Origin of the sequence: Bacteroides caccae, assembly GCF_002222615.2 — a bacterium.
Classification (GTDB): Bacteria; Bacteroidota; Bacteroidia; order Bacteroidales; family Bacteroidaceae; genus Bacteroides; species Bacteroides caccae.
Window position 1 is genome coordinate 1,738,967 of the sequence record NZ_CP022412.2, and the last position, 17,928, is coordinate 1,756,894.

Genomic DNA, 17,928 nt, shown 5'->3' on the forward strand with positions numbered 1-17,928 from the left:
TCAATCAAAGAACTGTGAAATTTGTGTAATCCGTGTCTGATAACTAATAATGATTGGTGGTTATTACAATTCCCTTCCCGCTTTCTCGAAATCAGCCTTCGACTTACTTTGCGTTACAATATATACACCGAGAAATACGAGCGCAATGGCAAGTCCTTTCTGCCAGCCGAAACTTCCGATTCCCATAATAATGGCAGCAATCGTAGCCACAATCGGCTGCATATAATTATACATACTGACAACGGTAGGACGAAGCAGTTTTTGTGCCGTCATAATGCAGAGATAGGCTAGGAAACTTCCCCCTAGTACTACATAGAGCACTTGTATGATAGCAACGGTGGAAATAGAGGTCCACTGAATCGTTGAAATGTCATAATAGGAGAAAGGTATATAACATATCGAGGCGTAAACGAACATCCATTTATTGATTGTTACCGCTGAATACTGCTGAGATAGTCCTTTGAATACCGTCAGATAGATAGAGAAACTGATTTGTGCTACCAGACAGAGCAAGTCGCCGATAAGGTTTCTGTTACCGCCACTTGCAGCCTGACTACTTAAAATAAGGATAAGTGCCCCCATAGCACCTACAAAAATCCCCAATACCTTCTTGTTTGTAATCGGTTCTTTCAGATAAATGGCAGCCACAATCATGGTTACTATCGGCAAAGTAGTAGTTACGATAGAGGCGTCGATAGGCGAAGTCATGGAAAGTCCGAAAATAAAGATCCCCTGATTAAATACTAAGGCAAACAGAGAGGCAAAGAAAATCTTTAGCATATCCCTGTGGTTGACGTGCTCTTGTTTACAGAATATAGATAACATCCAGAAAGCAGCCGCAGCTCCTATCATACGGAATGTAGTGACGGAAAGAGCGGAAAACTCTTGCAGAGCCGATTTACCAATAGGAGCCATTAAGCCCCACATAACGTTTGCTGTCAACGCAAACAGATGACCGTGTAGATTCTTACTTTTGTCCATGCTGATAATAGTGATCTAATATAATCTTATAAGAATAACATCTAATTAGAAAAAACGGTTGGCAAAGGTAACTTTTTTATTCTTGTATTTTCTCAATCCGGTAAATAAACTGACATACTTTGAGAAAAAATGGCAAGGGGAATAATTCTTCCCTGCACAGACAAAGACTTAATCATAATAAGCATTTGATAAATGATAAAGAAAGGTGTTGTGGCAGACATTGCGATACTATGTAATCATCTTCCCGGCGGACTACTGCCAGACCGCGTCCTCGTCCACACCGGAGATAGAAATGAAGTAGTCTCATTTCTGTTGAAACAGAGAAAGGAGAAGACGATAAAACAAAATGTCCCGTTTGTGCATGAAAACGGGACATTTTATTTATATTTGCCTTGATTAAACTTGAATATTATGGAACAACAAGCCAATTATATCCGTCGTATCGAAATCCACGGACTATGGGGACGTTTTAATATAAGCTGGGATTTACGTCCCGACGTAAATATCCTTTCCGGCATTAACGGAGTGGGGAAGACAACGATTCTCAATCGTTCCGTCGGCTATCTTGAAGACCTTTCCGGCGAGATGAAAAGCGACGAAAAAAACGGCGTGCGTCTTTTCTTCGACAATCCCGAGGCCACCTATATACCGTATGATGTGATTCGCAGTTACGACCGCCCCCTGATTATGGGCGACTTTACAGCCCGTATGGCAGATAAGAATGTGAAGTCCGAACTGGACTGGCAGCTCTACCTTCTCCAACGCCGTTATCTTGATTATCAGGTCAACATAGGCAATAAAATGATAGAAATGCTTTCGAGCAACGATGAAGAAGAACGGCGAAAAGCCGCGACCCTGTCGATTGCCAAACGTCGTTTTCAGGATATGATTGACGAACTGTTCAGCTATACCCGTAAGAAGATAGACCGTAAACGGAACGACATTGCTTTCTATCAGGATGGCGAACTGCTGTTTCCCTATAAACTGTCTTCCGGTGAAAAGCAGATGTTAGTAATTCTGTTGACGGTACTCGTGCAGGACAACAGCCATTGTGTGCTGTTTATGGATGAACCGGAGGCTTCCCTTCATATCGAATGGCAGCAGAGATTAATTTCAATGATACGGGAACTGAATCCGAATGTGCAGATTATCCTGACTACCCATTCGCCTGCCGTCATTATGGAAGGTTGGCTGGACGCCGTGACGGAAGTGAGCGATATATCCACCTCGTTGGAACATACGTTTGAAAAAGGATGTTCCCAAACGAAACCATAATTTGTACAATTAGTAACTATCAACATGGCAACTTCACTAAGAGATAACCTGACCTCTTCTTACTTCAACGCTGCCCATAAACTCTACTCGAAGAAGGCGCGCCGGCGTATCATTGCTTATGTAGAAAGCTATGATGATGTCGCATTCTGGCGTACGTTGCTCGAAGAATTTGAAGATGACGAACATTATTTCCAGGTGATGCTTCCTTCCGCCACCTCCCTGGCAAAAGGGAAGAAGATGGTGTTGATGAATACGCTGAATACAAAGGAACTGGGAAGAAGCCTGATTGCCTGTGTCGACAGTGACTATGATTTTCTGTTGCAAGGAGCTACCAATACCTCCCGTAAGATTAACCGGAACAAATATATTTTCCAGACCTACACTTACGCCATTGAAAACTACCATTGTTTTGCTGAAAGTCTTCATGAAGTGTGTGTGCAGGCTACGTTGAACGACCGTTTTATTCTCGATTTCGATGCTTACCTGAAACGTTACTCGGAAATCGTATATCCGCTTTTCCTGTGGAATATCTGGTTCTACCGCCAGCGTGATACTTATACCTTTCCGATGTATGACTTCCATACATATACGGCTTTGAAAGAGATAAGTTTGAGGCATCCCGAACACAGTCTGGAAGCTTTACAACACCGTGTCAATCAGAAACTTTCGGAATTGAAAAAACGTTTTCCCCGTATTGTCAATCAGGTGAACAACTTACGTGATGAATTGAAGGAACTGGGATTAATGCCCGAAACGACTTATTTATATATGCAGGGACATCACGTAATGGACAATGTCGTGATGAAACTCCTGATTCCGGTCTGTACTGCTCTGAGGCGTGAACGGGAGCAGGAGATCAAACGCCTCGCAGAACATAATGAACAATTTAGAAACGAACTGACCTGTTATCAGAACAGTCAGGTGAATGTAGAGATCATGCTGAAAAAGAATGTAGCCTATAAACGGCTCTTTCATTACGAATGGCTCCGGCAGGACATTCAGGAATACTTGGCGAAAGGAGAATGAAATAAACAATAGATAAAAGAGAACTAAACCAAAAGAGAAAAAATATTTATGAAAGAAGTAATTGATACGGTGAGTGTAGCATTAGCGAGTGGGGAAGTGGAAGAATTGGGAGGAGCAGTGATGCAGGAAGTCAACCGCTCGTTACTATCGGCAGGAGTGAACGAAGAATGGGCTGACAAGATTGACAATCTGATAGTGCTGCTGTTTATTATCGGAATCGCTTTACTGGCTAACGTAATCTGCCGCAGGATCATCTTGCGGGTAGTGGCAAAACTGGTGAAGCAAACTAAGGCGACGTGGGATGATATCGTATTCGATCATAAGGTAATGGTACATCTTAGCAGAATGGTGGCACCGATTCTGATTTATATTGCCATTCCTATTGCTTTCCCCGAACATGCTGATTCCGGGTTGCTCGATTTCTTACGCAGGCTTTGCATGATTTATATCCTTGCAGTGTTCCTGCGGTTTGTCAGTTCGTTGTTTACTGCCATTTATCAGGTATACAGCCGGAAAGAGCAATATAGGGACAAGCCTTTGAAGGGACTTTTGCAGACGGCACAAGTCATCCTTTTCTTTATAGGGGCTATTATCATCATCAGTATTCTGATTAATCAAAGTCCGGTGGTGTTGTTGACGGGACTCGGAGCTTCTGCTGCCGTCCTGATGTTGGTATTCAAAGACAGTATTATGGGATTTGTGTCCGGTATTCAGCTTTCTGCCAACAATATGCTGAAAGTGGGCGATTGGATTACCATGCCAAAGTACGGTGCGGATGGTACGGTGATAGAAGTAACCTTGAACACCGTGAAAGTGCGCAACTTCGATAATACCATAACCACTATTCCGCCTTACCTGCTGGTTAGTGACTCTTTCCAGAACTGGCAGGGAATGCAGGAGTCCGGTGGGCGCCGCGTGAAACGCTCTATCAATATAGACATGAGCAGCGTGCGTTTCTGTACTCCGGAGATGTTGGCGAAGTATCGAAAGATACAGTTGTTGAAAGATTACGTAGACCGGACGGAGAAAGTAGTGGAAGAATATAACAAAGAACATAATATTGACAATTCAGTACTCGTAAACGGGCGTCGTCAGACAAATTTGGGCGTTTTTCGCGCTTACCTGACTAATTATCTGAAAAGCCTTCCTACCGTTAATCAGGAACTGACTTGCATGGTCCGCCAGCTCCAGCCGACGGAAACCGGTATCCCTCTGGAACTCTATTTCTTTTCGGCCAATAAAGTCTGGGTTGCCTATGAAGGCATACAGGCAGACGTATTCGATCATGTGCTTGCCATTATTCCCGAATTTGACTTGCAAGTATTCCAGAATCCTTCGGGTGCCGACCTGCGCCGGATAGGAGTAAAAATAGAGAAATAAGTATTAGAACAATAAAACACTGTTAACTATCCATTGTCATGACTACACCGTTACCAAATCAGATAATCCGCGAAATCACTCCTCTATCAGACAAGGACTGTTTTTATATTGCAGAACGTTATAAGACGGAATTTACTTATCCTATCCACAATCATTCCGAGTTTGAACTGAACTTTACCGAGAAGGCGGCGGGAGTGAGAAGGGTGGTCGGAGATTCTTCCGAAGTGATAGGCGACTATGATTTGGTCTTGATAACAGGTAAAGACCTGGAGCACGTCTGGGAACAGAACGAATGTCGTTCGAAAGAGATACGGGAGATAACGATCCAGTTTTCTTCCGATCTTTTCTTCAAGAGCTTTATCAATAAGAACCAGTTTGACTCTATCCGTCGGATGTTGGATAAGGCGCAGAAAGGACTTTGTTTCCCGATGTCCGCCATTCTTAAAATATATCCGTTGCTCGATACACTTGCTTCTGAGAAACAGGGATTCTATGCAGTAATCAAGTTTATGACGATTCTCTACGAACTCTCCCTTTTTGAAGAAGAAGCCCGCACATTGTCCAGTTCGTCTTTTGCCAAGATAGATATTCATTCGGACAGCCGCCGTGTGCAAAAGGTGCAGGAGTATATCAATGCCCATTATCAGGAGGAGATTCGCTTGGGGCAGTTGGCAGCTATGGTTGGAATGACGGATGTGTCCTTCAGTCGGTTCTTCAAACTGCGGACTGGTAAGAATCTCTCCGACTATATCATTGATATACGTCTTGGTTTTGCTTCCCGCCTGTTGGTGGATTCTACCATGTCAATAGCCGAAATCTGCTATGAGTGCGGATTCAATAATCTTTCCAACTTCAACCGGATCTTCAAAAAGAAGAAGGCTTGCTCTCCTAAAGAATTTCGTGAGAACTACCGGAAAAAGAAGAAGCTGGTTTAAGGTCCGTACATCTCTTCCATTAGTTGTTCGCAAGCTTTCTGGAGATGTTCTGAGTGGGGGCTTGTGCCACCGGCTTGTCACAGTTGTGCCATCGTGGTGTCACAGTTGTGCCAAGCCGATGTCACAGTTGTGACAGGCCGGTGTCATATCCCGGCACTGGGCTTGTCTGTCGTGTAATAATCTTGCAACCTATCTTTCAACCGATTGTATCTTCTCCGTATTACCGTTGTAACACCCACCCCCTACCTTTGCCCACGGATTTAAAACGTAGAGCAAAGTTCGATGAAAAAACTATTTCTTTTAAGATTTTCCGTTGCAGCCTTTTTTTGTATGCTGTGTGTACTTTCTTCGCTGGCTGCTAATATCAAGGTGAAAGGAGCTGTGAAAGACAAACTTTCCAAGGAGCCTTTAATCGGAGCAACGATTCGTCTGATAGGCACTCAGGCCGGAGCCGTCACTGATATGGACGGTAATTTTGAGTTAAATGCCGGTGGTGTGTTGGAAGGTATGTATGATATTGAAATAAAATATGTAGGATACAAGACCGAGGTTCGTCGCAAGGTCCGTGTGGAGAACGGCAAACTGGTGATACTGAATCTGGAACTGGAAACGGATGCACAGGAACTTGCCGATGTGGTAGTCGTAGCAAAGAAGAATCGTGAGAATGAAAATATGCTGCTGCTCGAACAGCAGAAAGCCGTCATTGCAGTGCAGTCCGTAGGGGTGAAGGAACTTTCGCGCAAAGGGGTTTCCGATGCGGAAGGCGCCGTAACCAAAGTATCAGGGGTATCCAAACAAGACGGAGTGAAGAACGTCTTTGTCCGCGGACTGGGCGACCGCTATAATGCAACCACCTTCAACGGCTTCTCCCTTCCTTCCGAAGACCCTGAATATAAGAATATCTCTCTCGACTTTTTCGGAACGGACGTCATACAGTCCGTAGGTGTCAACAAAGCCTTCAACGCAGGTGGCAGCAGTGATGTCGGCGGCGCAACGATCGACATCGTCTCCAAAGAACTGATAGGTGGCGGAAACTTCGGTATCGGCATTTCCGGCGGACTGAACACGCAAACCTTGACAGCCGATTTCCTCAAAATGGACGGGGTGGACTTTATGGGTTTTGCCAACCGCACCGAACCTGCCGACGAAAACACTTGGGGATTTAAGAATAAACTCGACCCTACCGAAAAACATCTCCAGATAAACCGGAGTTACAGCATTTCCGGTGGAAAACGTTTCTATATAGGTAAGGACAAGAATCCGCTTTCTTTCTTCCTGACCGCCGGACATACAACAGATTATCAGTATACGGACGAAGTGATACGCAATACCACTACCAGCGGCACAATCTATAAAGATATGCAGGGAAAAAAATATGCCGAGAATATCAGCCAACTGCTACTGGCCAACGTGGACTACGATATGAACAACCGTCACCACGTCAGCTATAACTTGATGATGATACACGCCGGCACGCAGTCGGTAGGCGACTACACCGGCAAGAATTCTATCTTTAGCGATGATTACGATAACTTGGGATTGACCCGCCGTCAGCAATCTAATGATAACCTTTTAATCGTCAATCAGTTGTTGACCAATTGGGGACTGACCAAATCATTAAGTCTGGATGCCGGTGCTTCCTACAATATGGTGAAAGGATACGAGCCGGACCGCCGCATCAACAATATCACGAAAGCGGAAAACGGATACACCCTGCTTCGTGGAAACTCTCAACAACGCTACTTCTCCGCACTGGACGAAGATGATATTAATGTAAAAGCAGGCTTGGTCTACCGCTTGAAAGACGATGTGGAAGAAATCTCCAATATCCGCCTCGGCTATACAGGCAGATTTGTAGACGACAGTTTCAAGGCTACGGAATACAACCTGACCGTGGAACATGCTTCCGACTTCCCTTCGCTGGATGGTTTCTCGCTTGATGATTACTATAATCGGGACAACTTATCTTCCGGCTGGTTCAAGATTCAGAAGAATGTGGACAAGTATACTGTCACCAAGAATATCCATTCGGCATACGCCGAAGCTACTTATCAGTTTACCCCGCGTTGGATTGTAAACTTGGGGTTGAAGTATGATTATGTAGATATCAATGTAGATTATAATGTGAATAGAGGCGGTTCCGAAGGAAGCAACACCATCCGGAAAGACTATTTCCTGCCCAGCCTCAATCTGAAATATAATCTGAATGAGAAACATTTCCTCCGCTTGGGGGCAAGCAAGACCTATACGCTGCCGCAAGCCAAAGAAATATCTCCTTACCGCTATGTAGGCGTGAATTTCAACAGTCAGGGAAATCCGAATCTGAAACCCTCGGACAACTATAACTTCGACCTCAAATGGGACTTCAATCCCAGCCCGACGGAACTCGTTTCGCTGACAGCTTTCTATAAACATATCAAAGATCCGATCTCCCGCATTGAAGTGGCCAGTGCCGGTGGATATCTCTCATACGAGAATATTTCGGATCGTGCAACAGTTGCCGGAGTAGAGGTGGAAATACGTAAAAACCTGTTTGTCCGTCCGTTGAGCAGTGCTGCGAACGGCATGAACAAACTCTCCTTCGGACTGAACGGTTCCTACATTTACACCAATGCGAAGATGCCTTTGGCAACCGTCACCACCGGTTCGCAACTGGAAGGAGCTGCCCCGTGGATTGCCAACTTCGACCTTTCTCACCATTTCACCCGAGACGAACGCAGTTTTGTCAATACGCTGGTTCTTAATTATGTGAGCGATAAGATTTATACGATTGGAACGCAAGGATATCAGGACATCATGGAACGGGGACTTGTCACACTCGACTTCGTCTCGCAGGTCCGGTTGAACAAATATCTCTCCCTCAACCTGAAAGCTCGCAACCTGCTGAATCCTTCCCATAAATTGAGTCGCAAAGCCAATGAGAGTGGCGAAAAGGTAGTGCTCGGCGATTATAAAAAAGGAATAAACATCAGCCTGGGAGTGTCGTGCACATTCTAAGTCCCGGCAATAGAAATAGAATAAGATAATTGATTGCAGAACTTGATTATTAACTGATTACTGAATAGAATTATTAACTAATTATTGAAGCAAAATGAAAAGATTGTTTGTGAACTTTATGACGTGTGCCGCTATGGCAACTGCACTTACGTTGGCTGCATGTAGCAGTGACAGTGACGGAGAAGGTAATGGAAACGGTAATGGTGGAAACGGAGAAGGCACAGGTAGCTCTATCGTAGTGGGCGACAACATCCTGTCCGGAACACTGACCGGCGAACAGACGCTGGAATCTAAAGAATATATCCTGAACGGAACGGTAATCGTAGCCGACGGTGGCCGCCTCAATATCCCTGCCGGAACAACGATTAAAGCTCGTGAAGGTTTCAGCAGCTATCTTTTGGTAGCACAGGGCGGTAAACTCTACGCTGATGGTACGGCAGACAAGCCGGTCATCTTTACTGCCAACACCACTTCACCCGTTTCCGGCTACTGGGGTGGTATCATTATCAATGGTAAGGCTCCTATCTCCGGTCAGAACGCCGATAAGAGCGATACGGGCTTGACGGAAATCGACAACAGTTTTAAATATGGAGGCAATGTAGATGATGATAACTCCGGTTCATTGACTTACGTGCAGATCTGTTATGCCGGGGCCCGTTCCACTGCCGATATCGAACACAACGGTCTGACACTGAATGGTGTGGGTAGCGGTACAAAGATAGAAAACATCTATGTGCTCGAAAGTGCCGATGACGCAATCGAGTTCTTCGGCGGAACGGTGAACGTAACCAATCTTCTGGCTGTAAATCCGGATGATGATATGTTCGACTTCACACAAGGATATAGCGGTACGCTGAAAAACTGCTATGGCGTATGGGAAAACGGTTATACCAGCACGGAAGCAGATCCGCGCGGCATTGAAGCGGACGGTAATCTCGACGGCTTGTATCCTACCCATCTGCGCCAGTCTGATTTCCGCGTGGAAAACATGACGATTGTGAATAATGCAGCTGATAAGGCAGACAACGTAGACCGTATGCAGGATGTGATAAAGATTCGTCGCGGTGCGAAAGCTGCTATCGTCAACGCATTGGTAAAGGGTACGGGCGGTTCAATCGACCTGATTGATATGAGCGATAGCAAGGGTGCAGGTAATGCAGATTCCAGTGTCAGCATTACAAACTCACTGAACCTGACAGGAAAGAAACTGAACGGTACATTGAATACCTTTGCCGAACCGGCAGGCAACACAGGTACGGAGGCTTCTTTGTTTACTTGGACGGGATATAATTTCTCTTCACTCTGATTCTTCAGAGTGTAGAGTTCTAATTCGAAAAAGACAGGGGGGAGAGCTTGCATTGACAAGCTTTTCCCTTTGTTTTGCTTCTCTTTGCCAATTCCTCTGTAATTAGCAATTATTTCGTATATTATATAATTGGTCTGTTTTTCTTTTTGTATATTTGTTCCTCATTATCTTATGATAAATAAAATATGCAAACAGACTACGAACGGTATATTAAAATGTCTTCTCTAGCCCAAATTGGTTGGTGGGAAGCGGATTTTGCGGCAGGGCATTATTTGTGTTCGGATTTTCTATGCGACCTCCTCGGATTAGAGGGAGATACCATTTCTTTTCGGGACTTCCAAGAATTGATACGTGAAGACTACCGTGAGCAAGTTATTCAAGAGTTCCGTGCAAACGCGAATATTCACCGGAACTTTTATGAACAAACCTTTCCCATTTACTCCAAATATGGTGAAATCTGGTTGCATACCCGTTTGGCTCTTCGTGAGAAAGGTACGGGAATCAATGGCGGTGACAAATCTTTTGGAGTTATCCAACGCGTAGAAACTCCCAAAGAGTCGGATCAAAGAGATGCTCTGAGAAGAGTAAACAGCCTGCTCCGCCGTCAGAGTTTTATCTCCCAGTCTTTGCTTCGTTTCCTTCGCGATGAAGAAATAGAATCCTGTGTCACGGAGATATTGAATGATATTTTGAATCTCTATTACGGAGAAGGACGTGTTTATATCTTCGAATATGACGAGAATCATACTCATCAGAGTTGTACATATGAAGTGGTTTCCGAAGGGGTGTCCTCGGGAAAAAACAGCCAGCAGTATCTGCCTATCGACCAAGCAAAATGGTGGACTAGGCAGATTCTCTCCGGTACGCCTATCTTGTTGGACTCGTTGAACCAGTTGCCCGAGGAGGCAGAAGAAGAATATCGTTTCCTTGATGCGCAGGGTATTTTGTCGATGATGGTGACTCCTTTAATGGCAAACGATCATATTTGGGGATATATGGGTATTGATTTAGTCAAGTCCTATCACGAATGGAGTAATGAAGATTATCAGTGGTTTTCTTCATTAGCCAATATCATTGGTCTCTGTATTGAACTGCGTAAAGCTAAAGATAAAGTAATCCGAGAACAGCTCTTTCTGAATAATCTGTTCCGTTTTATGCCAATGGGATATATACATTTATCGATCATTCGGGATGAACAGAATCGGCCTTGCGATTATAAGGTGACGGACGGCAATGATCTGGTGGTGAAGTTTTTTGGTAATTTGATTGAAGAATATAAGGGTCGTCTGGCTTCGGAGATACATCCTGATTATCTGTCAAAACTTGATCTTCTAGTTGGAGTTATGCAGGATAATACCTATAAGGAAGGAAATGAATATTTCCCCAAGACAGGAGTTTATACCCATTGGATTGTCTATTCACCGGAGAAAGATGAAGTGGTGGCCCTGTTTCTTGACACTACCCAGGCAGTGAAAGCTAACCAGGCTATGGACCGCAGTGAAAAACTATTCCAGAATATATTTGCTAATATTCCGGCGGGAGTGGAAATATACGACAAGGACGGCTATCTGGTCGATATGAACAACATGAATTTGGAGATATTCGGAGTTGTGGATAAATCGGCAGTGATGGGGATTAATTTTTTTGAGAATCCGAATGTACCCCAGCAAATACGTGACCGTGTACGAAATGAGGATTTGGTGGACTTTCGTCTCAACTATTCTTTTCAACGTGCCGAAGGTTATTATGAAACGAGTCGTTCGTCTATGATAGAGTTATATACGAAAGTTAGCAAACTATATGATAATGAAGGAAATTTCAACGGGTATATTTTGATTAATATCGATAATACCGAACGTATTGACGCAATGAACCGTATTCGCGACTTTGAGAATTTCTTCTTGATGATATCGGATTATGCTAAAGTAGGATATGCAAAGTTGAATCTTATAACCCGGAAAGGATATGCCATAAAACAATGGTATAAGAATATGGGAGAGGAGGAAGATACTCCGTTGAACGAAGTTGTTGGTATCTACCGCCACGTGCATCCGGACGACCGTCAGTATATTCTCGATTTCTATGAAGAAGTGAAGAAGGGCAACAGACGTCATTTTCAGAAAGAAATGCGTATTCGTCGCGTGGGAACCACAGACCAGTGGAACTGGGTGCGTTCTAATATTATGGTGACTAATTACAGACCCGATGAGAATGAAATAGAAATTATAGGTATCAACTATGATATTACTGAACTGAAGGAAACGGAAGCGGAACTGATTCTGGCGCGTGACAAGGCTGAAATGGCCGACCGTCTGAAAAGTGCTTTCCTTGCCAATATGAGCCATGAAATCCGTACTCCGCTGAATGCTATTATCGGCTTCTCGGATTTGTTGGTTGAGGCAGAAAATCTCGAGGAACGGAAGGAATATGTCAAGATTGTCCGTAACAATAATGAACTGCTGTTGCAACTGATCACGGATATACTTGATCTCTCGAAGATTGAGGCTGGAACATTTGAGTTCTCTTGTGGGGATGTGGACGTGAATTTGCTATGTGAGGATATTGTTTGTTGTATGCAGATGAAAGTGCATGAGGAGGTAGAACTGCTGTTTGATTCGCATCTTCCGCAATGCCATATTATCAGCGACCGCAACCGTCTGCATCAGGTGATCTTAAATTTTGTGAACAATGCAATTAAGTTTACTTCACAGGGAAGCATCCGTGTGGGTTATCAGGTAAAAGGTGAAGAATTGGAAGTCTATGTACAGGATACAGGAGTGGGAATTGATGAAGAACAGCAGTTGCATATCTTTGAACGTTTCGTCAAGCTCAACTCTTTTGTGCCTGGCACGGGATTGGGACTTTCTATCTGCCAAAGTATCATAGAACAGCTTGGCGGGCGGATAGGCGTTGATTCCGAACTGGGCAAAGGCTCACGGTTCTGGTTCAGACTGCCGGGGGTGATTGTGGCGGAATGAGTGTACACCCTCTAATAATTTTTATCCCCGTCTCTATTGTCACAATAAATGCAGACTGGAGACGGGGATAACTTTTTTCTTTTCAATTATATTCCGAACGAGAATTTATCAATAGACTGATATACGATGCTTGCTATACCCAGTCCGATAATACCCAACGTACAAAGCGCCAGTCCCCATTTGGTACAACGGTCGCTGCGGAAAGTAGGAATCGGATTATCGGAAGGAGTGATATACATTGCTTTCACAATCAGCAGGTAGTAATACAGTGAGATAACTGTATTCACCAGTGCAATGAATACCAGCAAGTGGAAACCTGCATCGAAGGCAGCCATGAAGATAAAGAACTTCGAGAAGAATCCGGCAAATGGCGGGATACCTGCCAATGAGAACAAGGACAGGGTCATTAGGAGCGCTATCTTCGGATTCGTCTTATAAAGTCCTGCGTAATCTTCGAGTGTAAACTTCTGGCTGCGCAGTGCTACGATAGTAATAACGGCAAATACACCAAGGTTGGCTACTGCATATACCAGTACGTAATATACCAATGCTGTCATTCCCTGTGCTGTGCCTCCGATGACGCCCAACATGATATATCCGGCTTGTGAGATACTGGAGAATGCCATGAGGCGTTTCAGATTCTGCTGGCGGATAGCGAATATGTTGGCAATCGTGATAGAAGCGATAGTTACCCAATAAAGTACCTCCTGCCAATCATCGATCATCGGGGCGAATACTTTAATCAGGATAGCCAATAACACGAATGCTGCCGAGCCTTTTGAAATAACACTCAGATAAGCTGTAACCGTGCTTGGAGCGCCTTCGTAAACGTCTGCTGTCCAGAGGTGGAACGGAACGAGGGACAGTTTGAACGCCATACCCGTAAAGAAGAATACGAATGCCATGATTTGCAGGGGATTTCCGTCGATGTGTGCGGGAAGATCATCGAAGTACAATGTTCCGGCAGAACCGTAAATCATTGACAGGCCGAACAACAGCAACGCACTGGAGAAAAGTGCCGTAAGGATATACTTGGCACCGGCTTCGGAAGAATTGTGGCGGTATTTGTCGAAAGCAATCAGGGCAGCCATAGGAATAGAAGCTGTTTCCAGTCCGATAAAGAACATCAGGAAATGTCCGGCGGAAATCATGAGATACATACCAAACAAGGTGGAGAGTGTCAATACATAGAATTCTCCTTGTTTAAAGGCGGTGTCTTCACGTTTCATCCATTCGTGTGCCATCAGAAAGACAATCAACGTACCTATATTCAGGATTGACTTGACAACCGTATGCATGGGGACATAGTGATACATACCACCGAATACGTCGGCGGCAGTTCCCGGAATCAGGTTGATAGCTGTATGGACCGCCAACAGAATGACAGGTAGCATTGTGTTCAGTCGTGCTTTCCCATCATTTTTGTGTGCGTCCGGGCTCATGAAGAGGTCGGCCAAAAACAGTAGTAGCAGGACAACTACGAGCGACAGCTCTTCTCGCATATGTAGAAATTGTGAATAATCCATATTGTTAATTACAAATTACTAGTTATTAATTACAGATTCCGGCTTATGGGATTAGTTGTGAGACAACCGGCAATACACTTTCACCAATCATGTGGCTTATCCAGAAAGGAGCCATACCCAATCCCGCTACACAGGCGATGAGGCAGATAACGGCTACACGCTCGTCCCACGTCGCATCAGTCAGTGTGAGGTGATGTTTGTTGGTACAGGTACCGTATAGAATCTTACCTACCAGACGCAGGATATAGACTGCTGTAATCACAATCGAGGAGCAGGCAATGATAGTCAATGTACGGTGGAATACATCGTTGTTCTGGAATGAACCGACGAAGATTGTCATTTCGGCAATGAAACCACTCAAGCCCGGCAGACCGAGATTGGCAAGACCGGCAATCACATAACATACGCTCAGGAACGGCATAATCTTCATCAAACCGGCAAGCTCGCGAACGTCACGTGTGTGTGTACGTCCGTAAATCATACCGATAAGGGCGAAGAACAAGGCTGTCATTAATCCGTGGGAAAGCATCTGGAGGATAGCTCCCGTTGCGGCTGTCTGATTCAGCATCAGGATAGCAAAGAGAACCAATCCGCAGTGGGATACGGAAGAATAGGCGTTGATGTATTTCAAATCCGTTTGTACGCAAGCGGAGAATGCTCCGTAAACAACAGAGATACCGGTTAATATCAGGAATATCCATGAAAGTTCGTTGGCTGCCTCCGGCATGAGGTACATGGCGATACGGAAACATCCGTAACCCCCGAGTTTCATCAATACACCGGCATGGAGCATGGATACCGCCGTCGGCGCGGAAGCGTGACCGTCCGGACTCCATGTGTGGAACGGGAAAAGGGCACCCAGTACACCAAAACCGAGGAATGTCAGTGGGAACCAGATGCATTGCTGTGCGAAAGGTATATTATGTAACTGTGCGATTTCGAGAAGGTTCATCGTCGTTGCTCCCGAGCCGAAATAGATTCCGAGAATACCGATCAGCAGGAAGGCGGAACCACCCATGAGCATGAGTGTCAGTTTCATGGCTGCGTATTCTTTGCGTCCCGAACCCCATACACCAATCAGCAAGTACATCGGAATCAGTGCGATTTCGTAGAACATGAACATGGTGAACAAGTCGATGGATATAAAGAATCCGAACACTCCCATAGAGAGCAGGGTGAACCAAAGGAAATATTCTTTGGTTAAAGGTTGCAGACGCCATGAGGCGAATGTCCCGGTGAATACGATAATAGCAGACAGTAACAGCATGGCTACTGAGATCCCATCGACACCTACCGAGTAGGAGATGTGAAGCGGAGCATACCATAGGGTATCTGCGCGAAATAACATTTCTGCCGTGTTGCCGGCACTACGTTCTCCCAAGTACATAAAGGTCAGTACGACGGAGGCAATCAAAAGTGCAGATGCGCCGGTAACCATAACCCCTCGGATGGCTTTGATTCCTTGGGCTGCCCAAAGACCGGCCAGCATTAGTAAGGGGATGAGTACGAATATTGATAAGAAATTCATATCGTTCTGTGCTTTATAAGATTAATAGTAGGATAAGTGCCAGTGCACCACAAAGGAACACATACGCATATTGCTGTACCTGACCGCTCTGCAAACCACGAATTTCGTCACTAGTGGTATTGGTAGCCCATGCCAGGAAGTTAAAGAATCCGTCCACTACATGACGGTCCCACCATGCAATAGGAGTAGAGATGCAACGGAAGATAATCTTATGTGTAATGAACTGGTATATATCATCAATATAGAAACGATTGTAGGCAGCTTTGTGCAGACCTTTGAACTGTTTTGCCAGAGAATCGGCAACAGGCTGTTTGGCATTCTTATACATCCATGTAGCGATTGCAATAGAAATGATAGCAATAACGACACTTGTGATAGCTACCGACGGATCGAGATGAATAGAATAGGATTCTCCATTTGAACTGATGAAATGTCCGAAAGGAATAAATCCGGCTCCACAAGTTACCGCAGCCAGGAACATCAGAGGGAATGTCATAGCTAACGGACTTTCATGCGGGTGGCAAGGTGCCGCTTCCAAATTCTTATCCGAATGGGAACTTGCCCGGGATGGTTCGCTCCCCCAGAAGATACCATAGTAGAGACGGAACATATAGAAAGCAGTCATTGCAGCAATTACTGTCATCACCCAACCCATAACAGAACTGTATTGGAAGCAAGCGGCCAAAATCTCATCTTTTGAGAAGAAACCGGAGAACGGGGGAATACCTGCAATGGCAAGACAAGCAATCAGGAATGTCCAGTGTGTGATAGGCATATATTTACGTAATCCTCCCATTGCCGACATTTCGTTGGAGTGTACCGCATGGATAATGCTACCTGCACCGAGGAATAACAACGCTTTAAACATAGCGTGTGTGAAAAGGTGGAACATGGATGCCATGTATCCCAATCCGCCTTCGTGCGGGTTCATGGAAGTACAAACCCCCAAAGCTACCATCATAAAACCAATCTGCGAGATAGTAGAGAAAGCGAGCACACGTTTGATATCCGATTGTACACAAGCTACGCTTGCTGCATAGAAAGCAGTAAATGCACCAACCCAGGCTACCATATGCAAGGTATCCGGTGCGTAAGCAATGAAAAGCGGGAACATACGGGCTACCAGATAAACACCGGCAACCACCATTGTAGCCGCATGAATCAAAGCGCTGACAGGAGTCGGACCTTCCATTGCATCCGGCAACCAGATATGTAATGGGAACATTGCACTCTTGCCGGCACCACCCACAAACATCAGTCCGAGAGCTAACGGAAGCATAGAAGCACCACCGCTAATCAATGATACCGTATCCGGAGTGAAACCGAACGTCCCGCCATAATATCCGTAAATCAGGATACCGATCAGGAAACCTAAGTCAGCAAAACGAGTGACAATAAATGCTTTTTTGGAAGCAGAGATTGCAGCCGGTTTGGTGTAGTAGAATCCGATTAATAAGTATGAACTTACACCTACCAGCTCCCAAAAGAGATACATCTGGAAGATATTTGTTGCAACGACCAATCCCAGCATTGACATTGTAAACAGGGACAGGAAAGCGTAATAACGTTGGAAACCGACTTCGCCTTTCATGTAACCGAAGGAGTAGATATGTACCATTAGTGATACGGTAGATATGACAATCAACATCATTACGGATATGGGATCGAGTAGGATACCCAGGTCGAAGTGTAAAGTTTCTGTAAAAGGAAGCCACGTGAAGTTGTAAGGTATCAGTGTGGCAAAAGTTCCGTCTTCCAGTCGCGGAGCGGAGAAATATTGGAAAGCCGTAACGTATGATAGCACTGCTACTGCTCCCAGTACCAGCGTACCGATTGTACCCGCTGTCCGATGAGACATCCATTTACCTCCGATTCCCAATAGGAGAAAGGAGAGGAAAGGAAGAAGGAGTATTAGAATTGTTAGTTCCATACAGTTTTATTTAATTACTTGTTTTATTGTTACTTATACTATAATATCTTGCGGAATCATCCGAAT

At 44.8% G+C, this 17,928-nt stretch carries 12 protein-coding genes; 8 read left to right on the forward strand and 4 right to left on the reverse strand.

The features are described 5' to 3' along the window. Nucleotides 1-63: 63 nt before the first annotated feature. On the reverse strand, nucleotides 64-981 hold the full coding sequence (locus CGC64_RS06895; RefSeq protein ID WP_005677186.1) for a DMT family transporter: 918 nt from the start codon (nucleotides 979-981) through the stop codon (nucleotides 64-66). A 192-nt stretch (nucleotides 982-1,173) separates the two neighbouring features. On the opposite strand from CGC64_RS06895, the gene CGC64_RS06900 reads away from it, so the two are divergent. The 8 genes from CGC64_RS06900 (at nucleotide 1,174) to CGC64_RS06935 (ending at nucleotide 12,878) form a co-directional block, all read left to right on the forward strand. Further along, complete coding sequence (locus CGC64_RS06900; RefSeq protein ID WP_005677187.1) at nucleotides 1,174-1,377, forward strand: hypothetical protein; 204 nt, start codon at nucleotides 1,174-1,176, stop codon at nucleotides 1,375-1,377. Between the two features lie 15 nt (nucleotides 1,378-1,392). Beyond that, on the forward strand, nucleotides 1,393-2,256 hold the full coding sequence (locus tag CGC64_RS06905; RefSeq protein ID WP_005677188.1) for an AAA family ATPase: 864 nt from the start codon (nucleotides 1,393-1,395) through the stop codon (nucleotides 2,254-2,256). A gap of 24 nt (nucleotides 2,257-2,280) precedes the next feature. Next, complete coding sequence (locus CGC64_RS06910; protein WP_005677189.1) at nucleotides 2,281-3,282, forward strand: DUF4435 domain-containing protein; 1,002 nt, start codon at nucleotides 2,281-2,283, stop codon at nucleotides 3,280-3,282. Nucleotides 3,283-3,330: 48 nt separating this feature from the next. Next, nucleotides 3,331-4,662 (forward strand): mechanosensitive ion channel family protein, encoded by a 1,332-nt coding sequence (locus CGC64_RS06915; RefSeq protein WP_005677190.1) that lies wholly within the window; start codon nucleotides 3,331-3,333, stop codon nucleotides 4,660-4,662. Nucleotides 4,663-4,700: 38 nt separating this feature from the next. Continuing rightward, the gene (locus CGC64_RS06920; protein ID WP_005677192.1) at nucleotides 4,701-5,597 is read left to right on the forward strand and encodes an AraC family transcriptional regulator; all 897 of its coding nucleotides are present in this window, start codon (nucleotides 4,701-4,703) and stop codon (nucleotides 5,595-5,597) included. A 282-nt stretch (nucleotides 5,598-5,879) separates the two neighbouring features. Continuing rightward, nucleotides 5,880-8,594: a TonB-dependent receptor gene (locus tag CGC64_RS06925; protein ID WP_005677193.1), complete on the forward strand. Its 2,715-nt coding sequence runs from the start codon at nucleotides 5,880-5,882 to the stop codon at nucleotides 8,592-8,594. A gap of 94 nt (nucleotides 8,595-8,688) precedes the next feature. Then, complete coding sequence (locus CGC64_RS06930) at nucleotides 8,689-9,900, forward strand: hypothetical protein (RefSeq protein WP_005677194.1); 1,212 nt, start codon at nucleotides 8,689-8,691, stop codon at nucleotides 9,898-9,900. A 185-nt stretch (nucleotides 9,901-10,085) separates the two neighbouring features. Beyond that, nucleotides 10,086-12,878: a sensor histidine kinase gene (locus tag CGC64_RS06935; RefSeq protein WP_005677195.1), complete on the forward strand. Its 2,793-nt coding sequence runs from the start codon at nucleotides 10,086-10,088 to the stop codon at nucleotides 12,876-12,878. Nucleotides 12,879-12,964: 86 nt separating this feature from the next. Here CGC64_RS06935 and CGC64_RS06940 read toward each other — a convergent pair whose 3' ends face one another. The 3 genes from CGC64_RS06940 to nuoL are packed head-to-tail and all read right to left on the reverse strand — an operon-like array spanning nucleotide 12,965 to nucleotide 17,862. Beyond that, on the reverse strand, nucleotides 12,965-14,404 hold the full coding sequence (locus CGC64_RS06940) for an NADH-quinone oxidoreductase subunit N (protein ID WP_005677196.1): 1,440 nt from the start codon (nucleotides 14,402-14,404) through the stop codon (nucleotides 12,965-12,967). A 43-nt stretch (nucleotides 14,405-14,447) separates the two neighbouring features. Then, complete coding sequence (locus tag CGC64_RS06945; RefSeq protein ID WP_005679892.1) at nucleotides 14,448-15,932, reverse strand: complex I subunit 4 family protein; 1,485 nt, start codon at nucleotides 15,930-15,932, stop codon at nucleotides 14,448-14,450. Nucleotides 15,933-15,945: 13 nt separating this feature from the next. Then, nucleotides 15,946-17,862 carry an NADH-quinone oxidoreductase subunit L gene (gene nuoL, locus CGC64_RS06950; protein ID WP_005677198.1) on the reverse strand — a complete coding sequence of 639 codons (1,917 nt, stop codon included), beginning with the start codon at nucleotides 17,860-17,862 and terminating at the stop codon, nucleotides 15,946-15,948. Nucleotides 17,863-17,928 lie beyond the last annotated feature (66 nt).

Excerpts from the sequence above, each read along its gene's own strand:
- CGC64_RS06925 (WP_005677193.1), top strand. The coding sequence starts at position 5,880 with ATGAAAAAACTATTTCTTTTAAGATTTTCCGTTGCAGCCTTTTTTTGT.
- CGC64_RS06940 (WP_005677196.1), bottom strand. The coding sequence starts at position 14,404 with ATGGATTATTCACAATTTCTACATATGCGAGAAGAGCTGTCGCTCGTA.
- CGC64_RS06945 (WP_005679892.1), bottom strand. The coding sequence starts at position 15,932 with ATGAATTTCTTATCAATATTCGTACTCATCCCCTTACTAATGCTGGCC.
- CGC64_RS06915 (WP_005677190.1), top strand. The coding sequence starts at position 3,331 with ATGAAAGAAGTAATTGATACGGTGAGTGTAGCATTAGCGAGTGGGGAA.
- CGC64_RS06910 (WP_005677189.1), top strand. The coding sequence starts at position 2,281 with ATGGCAACTTCACTAAGAGATAACCTGACCTCTTCTTACTTCAACGCT.
- CGC64_RS06935 (WP_005677195.1), top strand. The coding sequence starts at position 10,086 with ATGCAAACAGACTACGAACGGTATATTAAAATGTCTTCTCTAGCCCAA.
- CGC64_RS06900 (WP_005677187.1), top strand. The coding sequence starts at position 1,174 with ATGATAAAGAAAGGTGTTGTGGCAGACATTGCGATACTATGTAATCAT.
- CGC64_RS06930 (WP_005677194.1), top strand. The coding sequence starts at position 8,689 with ATGAAAAGATTGTTTGTGAACTTTATGACGTGTGCCGCTATGGCAACT.
- CGC64_RS06920 (WP_005677192.1), top strand. The coding sequence starts at position 4,701 with ATGACTACACCGTTACCAAATCAGATAATCCGCGAAATCACTCCTCTA.
- CGC64_RS06895 (WP_005677186.1), bottom strand. The coding sequence starts at position 981 with ATGGACAAAAGTAAGAATCTACACGGTCATCTGTTTGCGTTGACAGCA.
- nuoL (WP_005677198.1), bottom strand. The coding sequence starts at position 17,862 with ATGGAACTAACAATTCTAATACTCCTTCTTCCTTTCCTCTCCTTTCTC.
- CGC64_RS06905 (WP_005677188.1), top strand. The coding sequence starts at position 1,393 with ATGGAACAACAAGCCAATTATATCCGTCGTATCGAAATCCACGGACTA.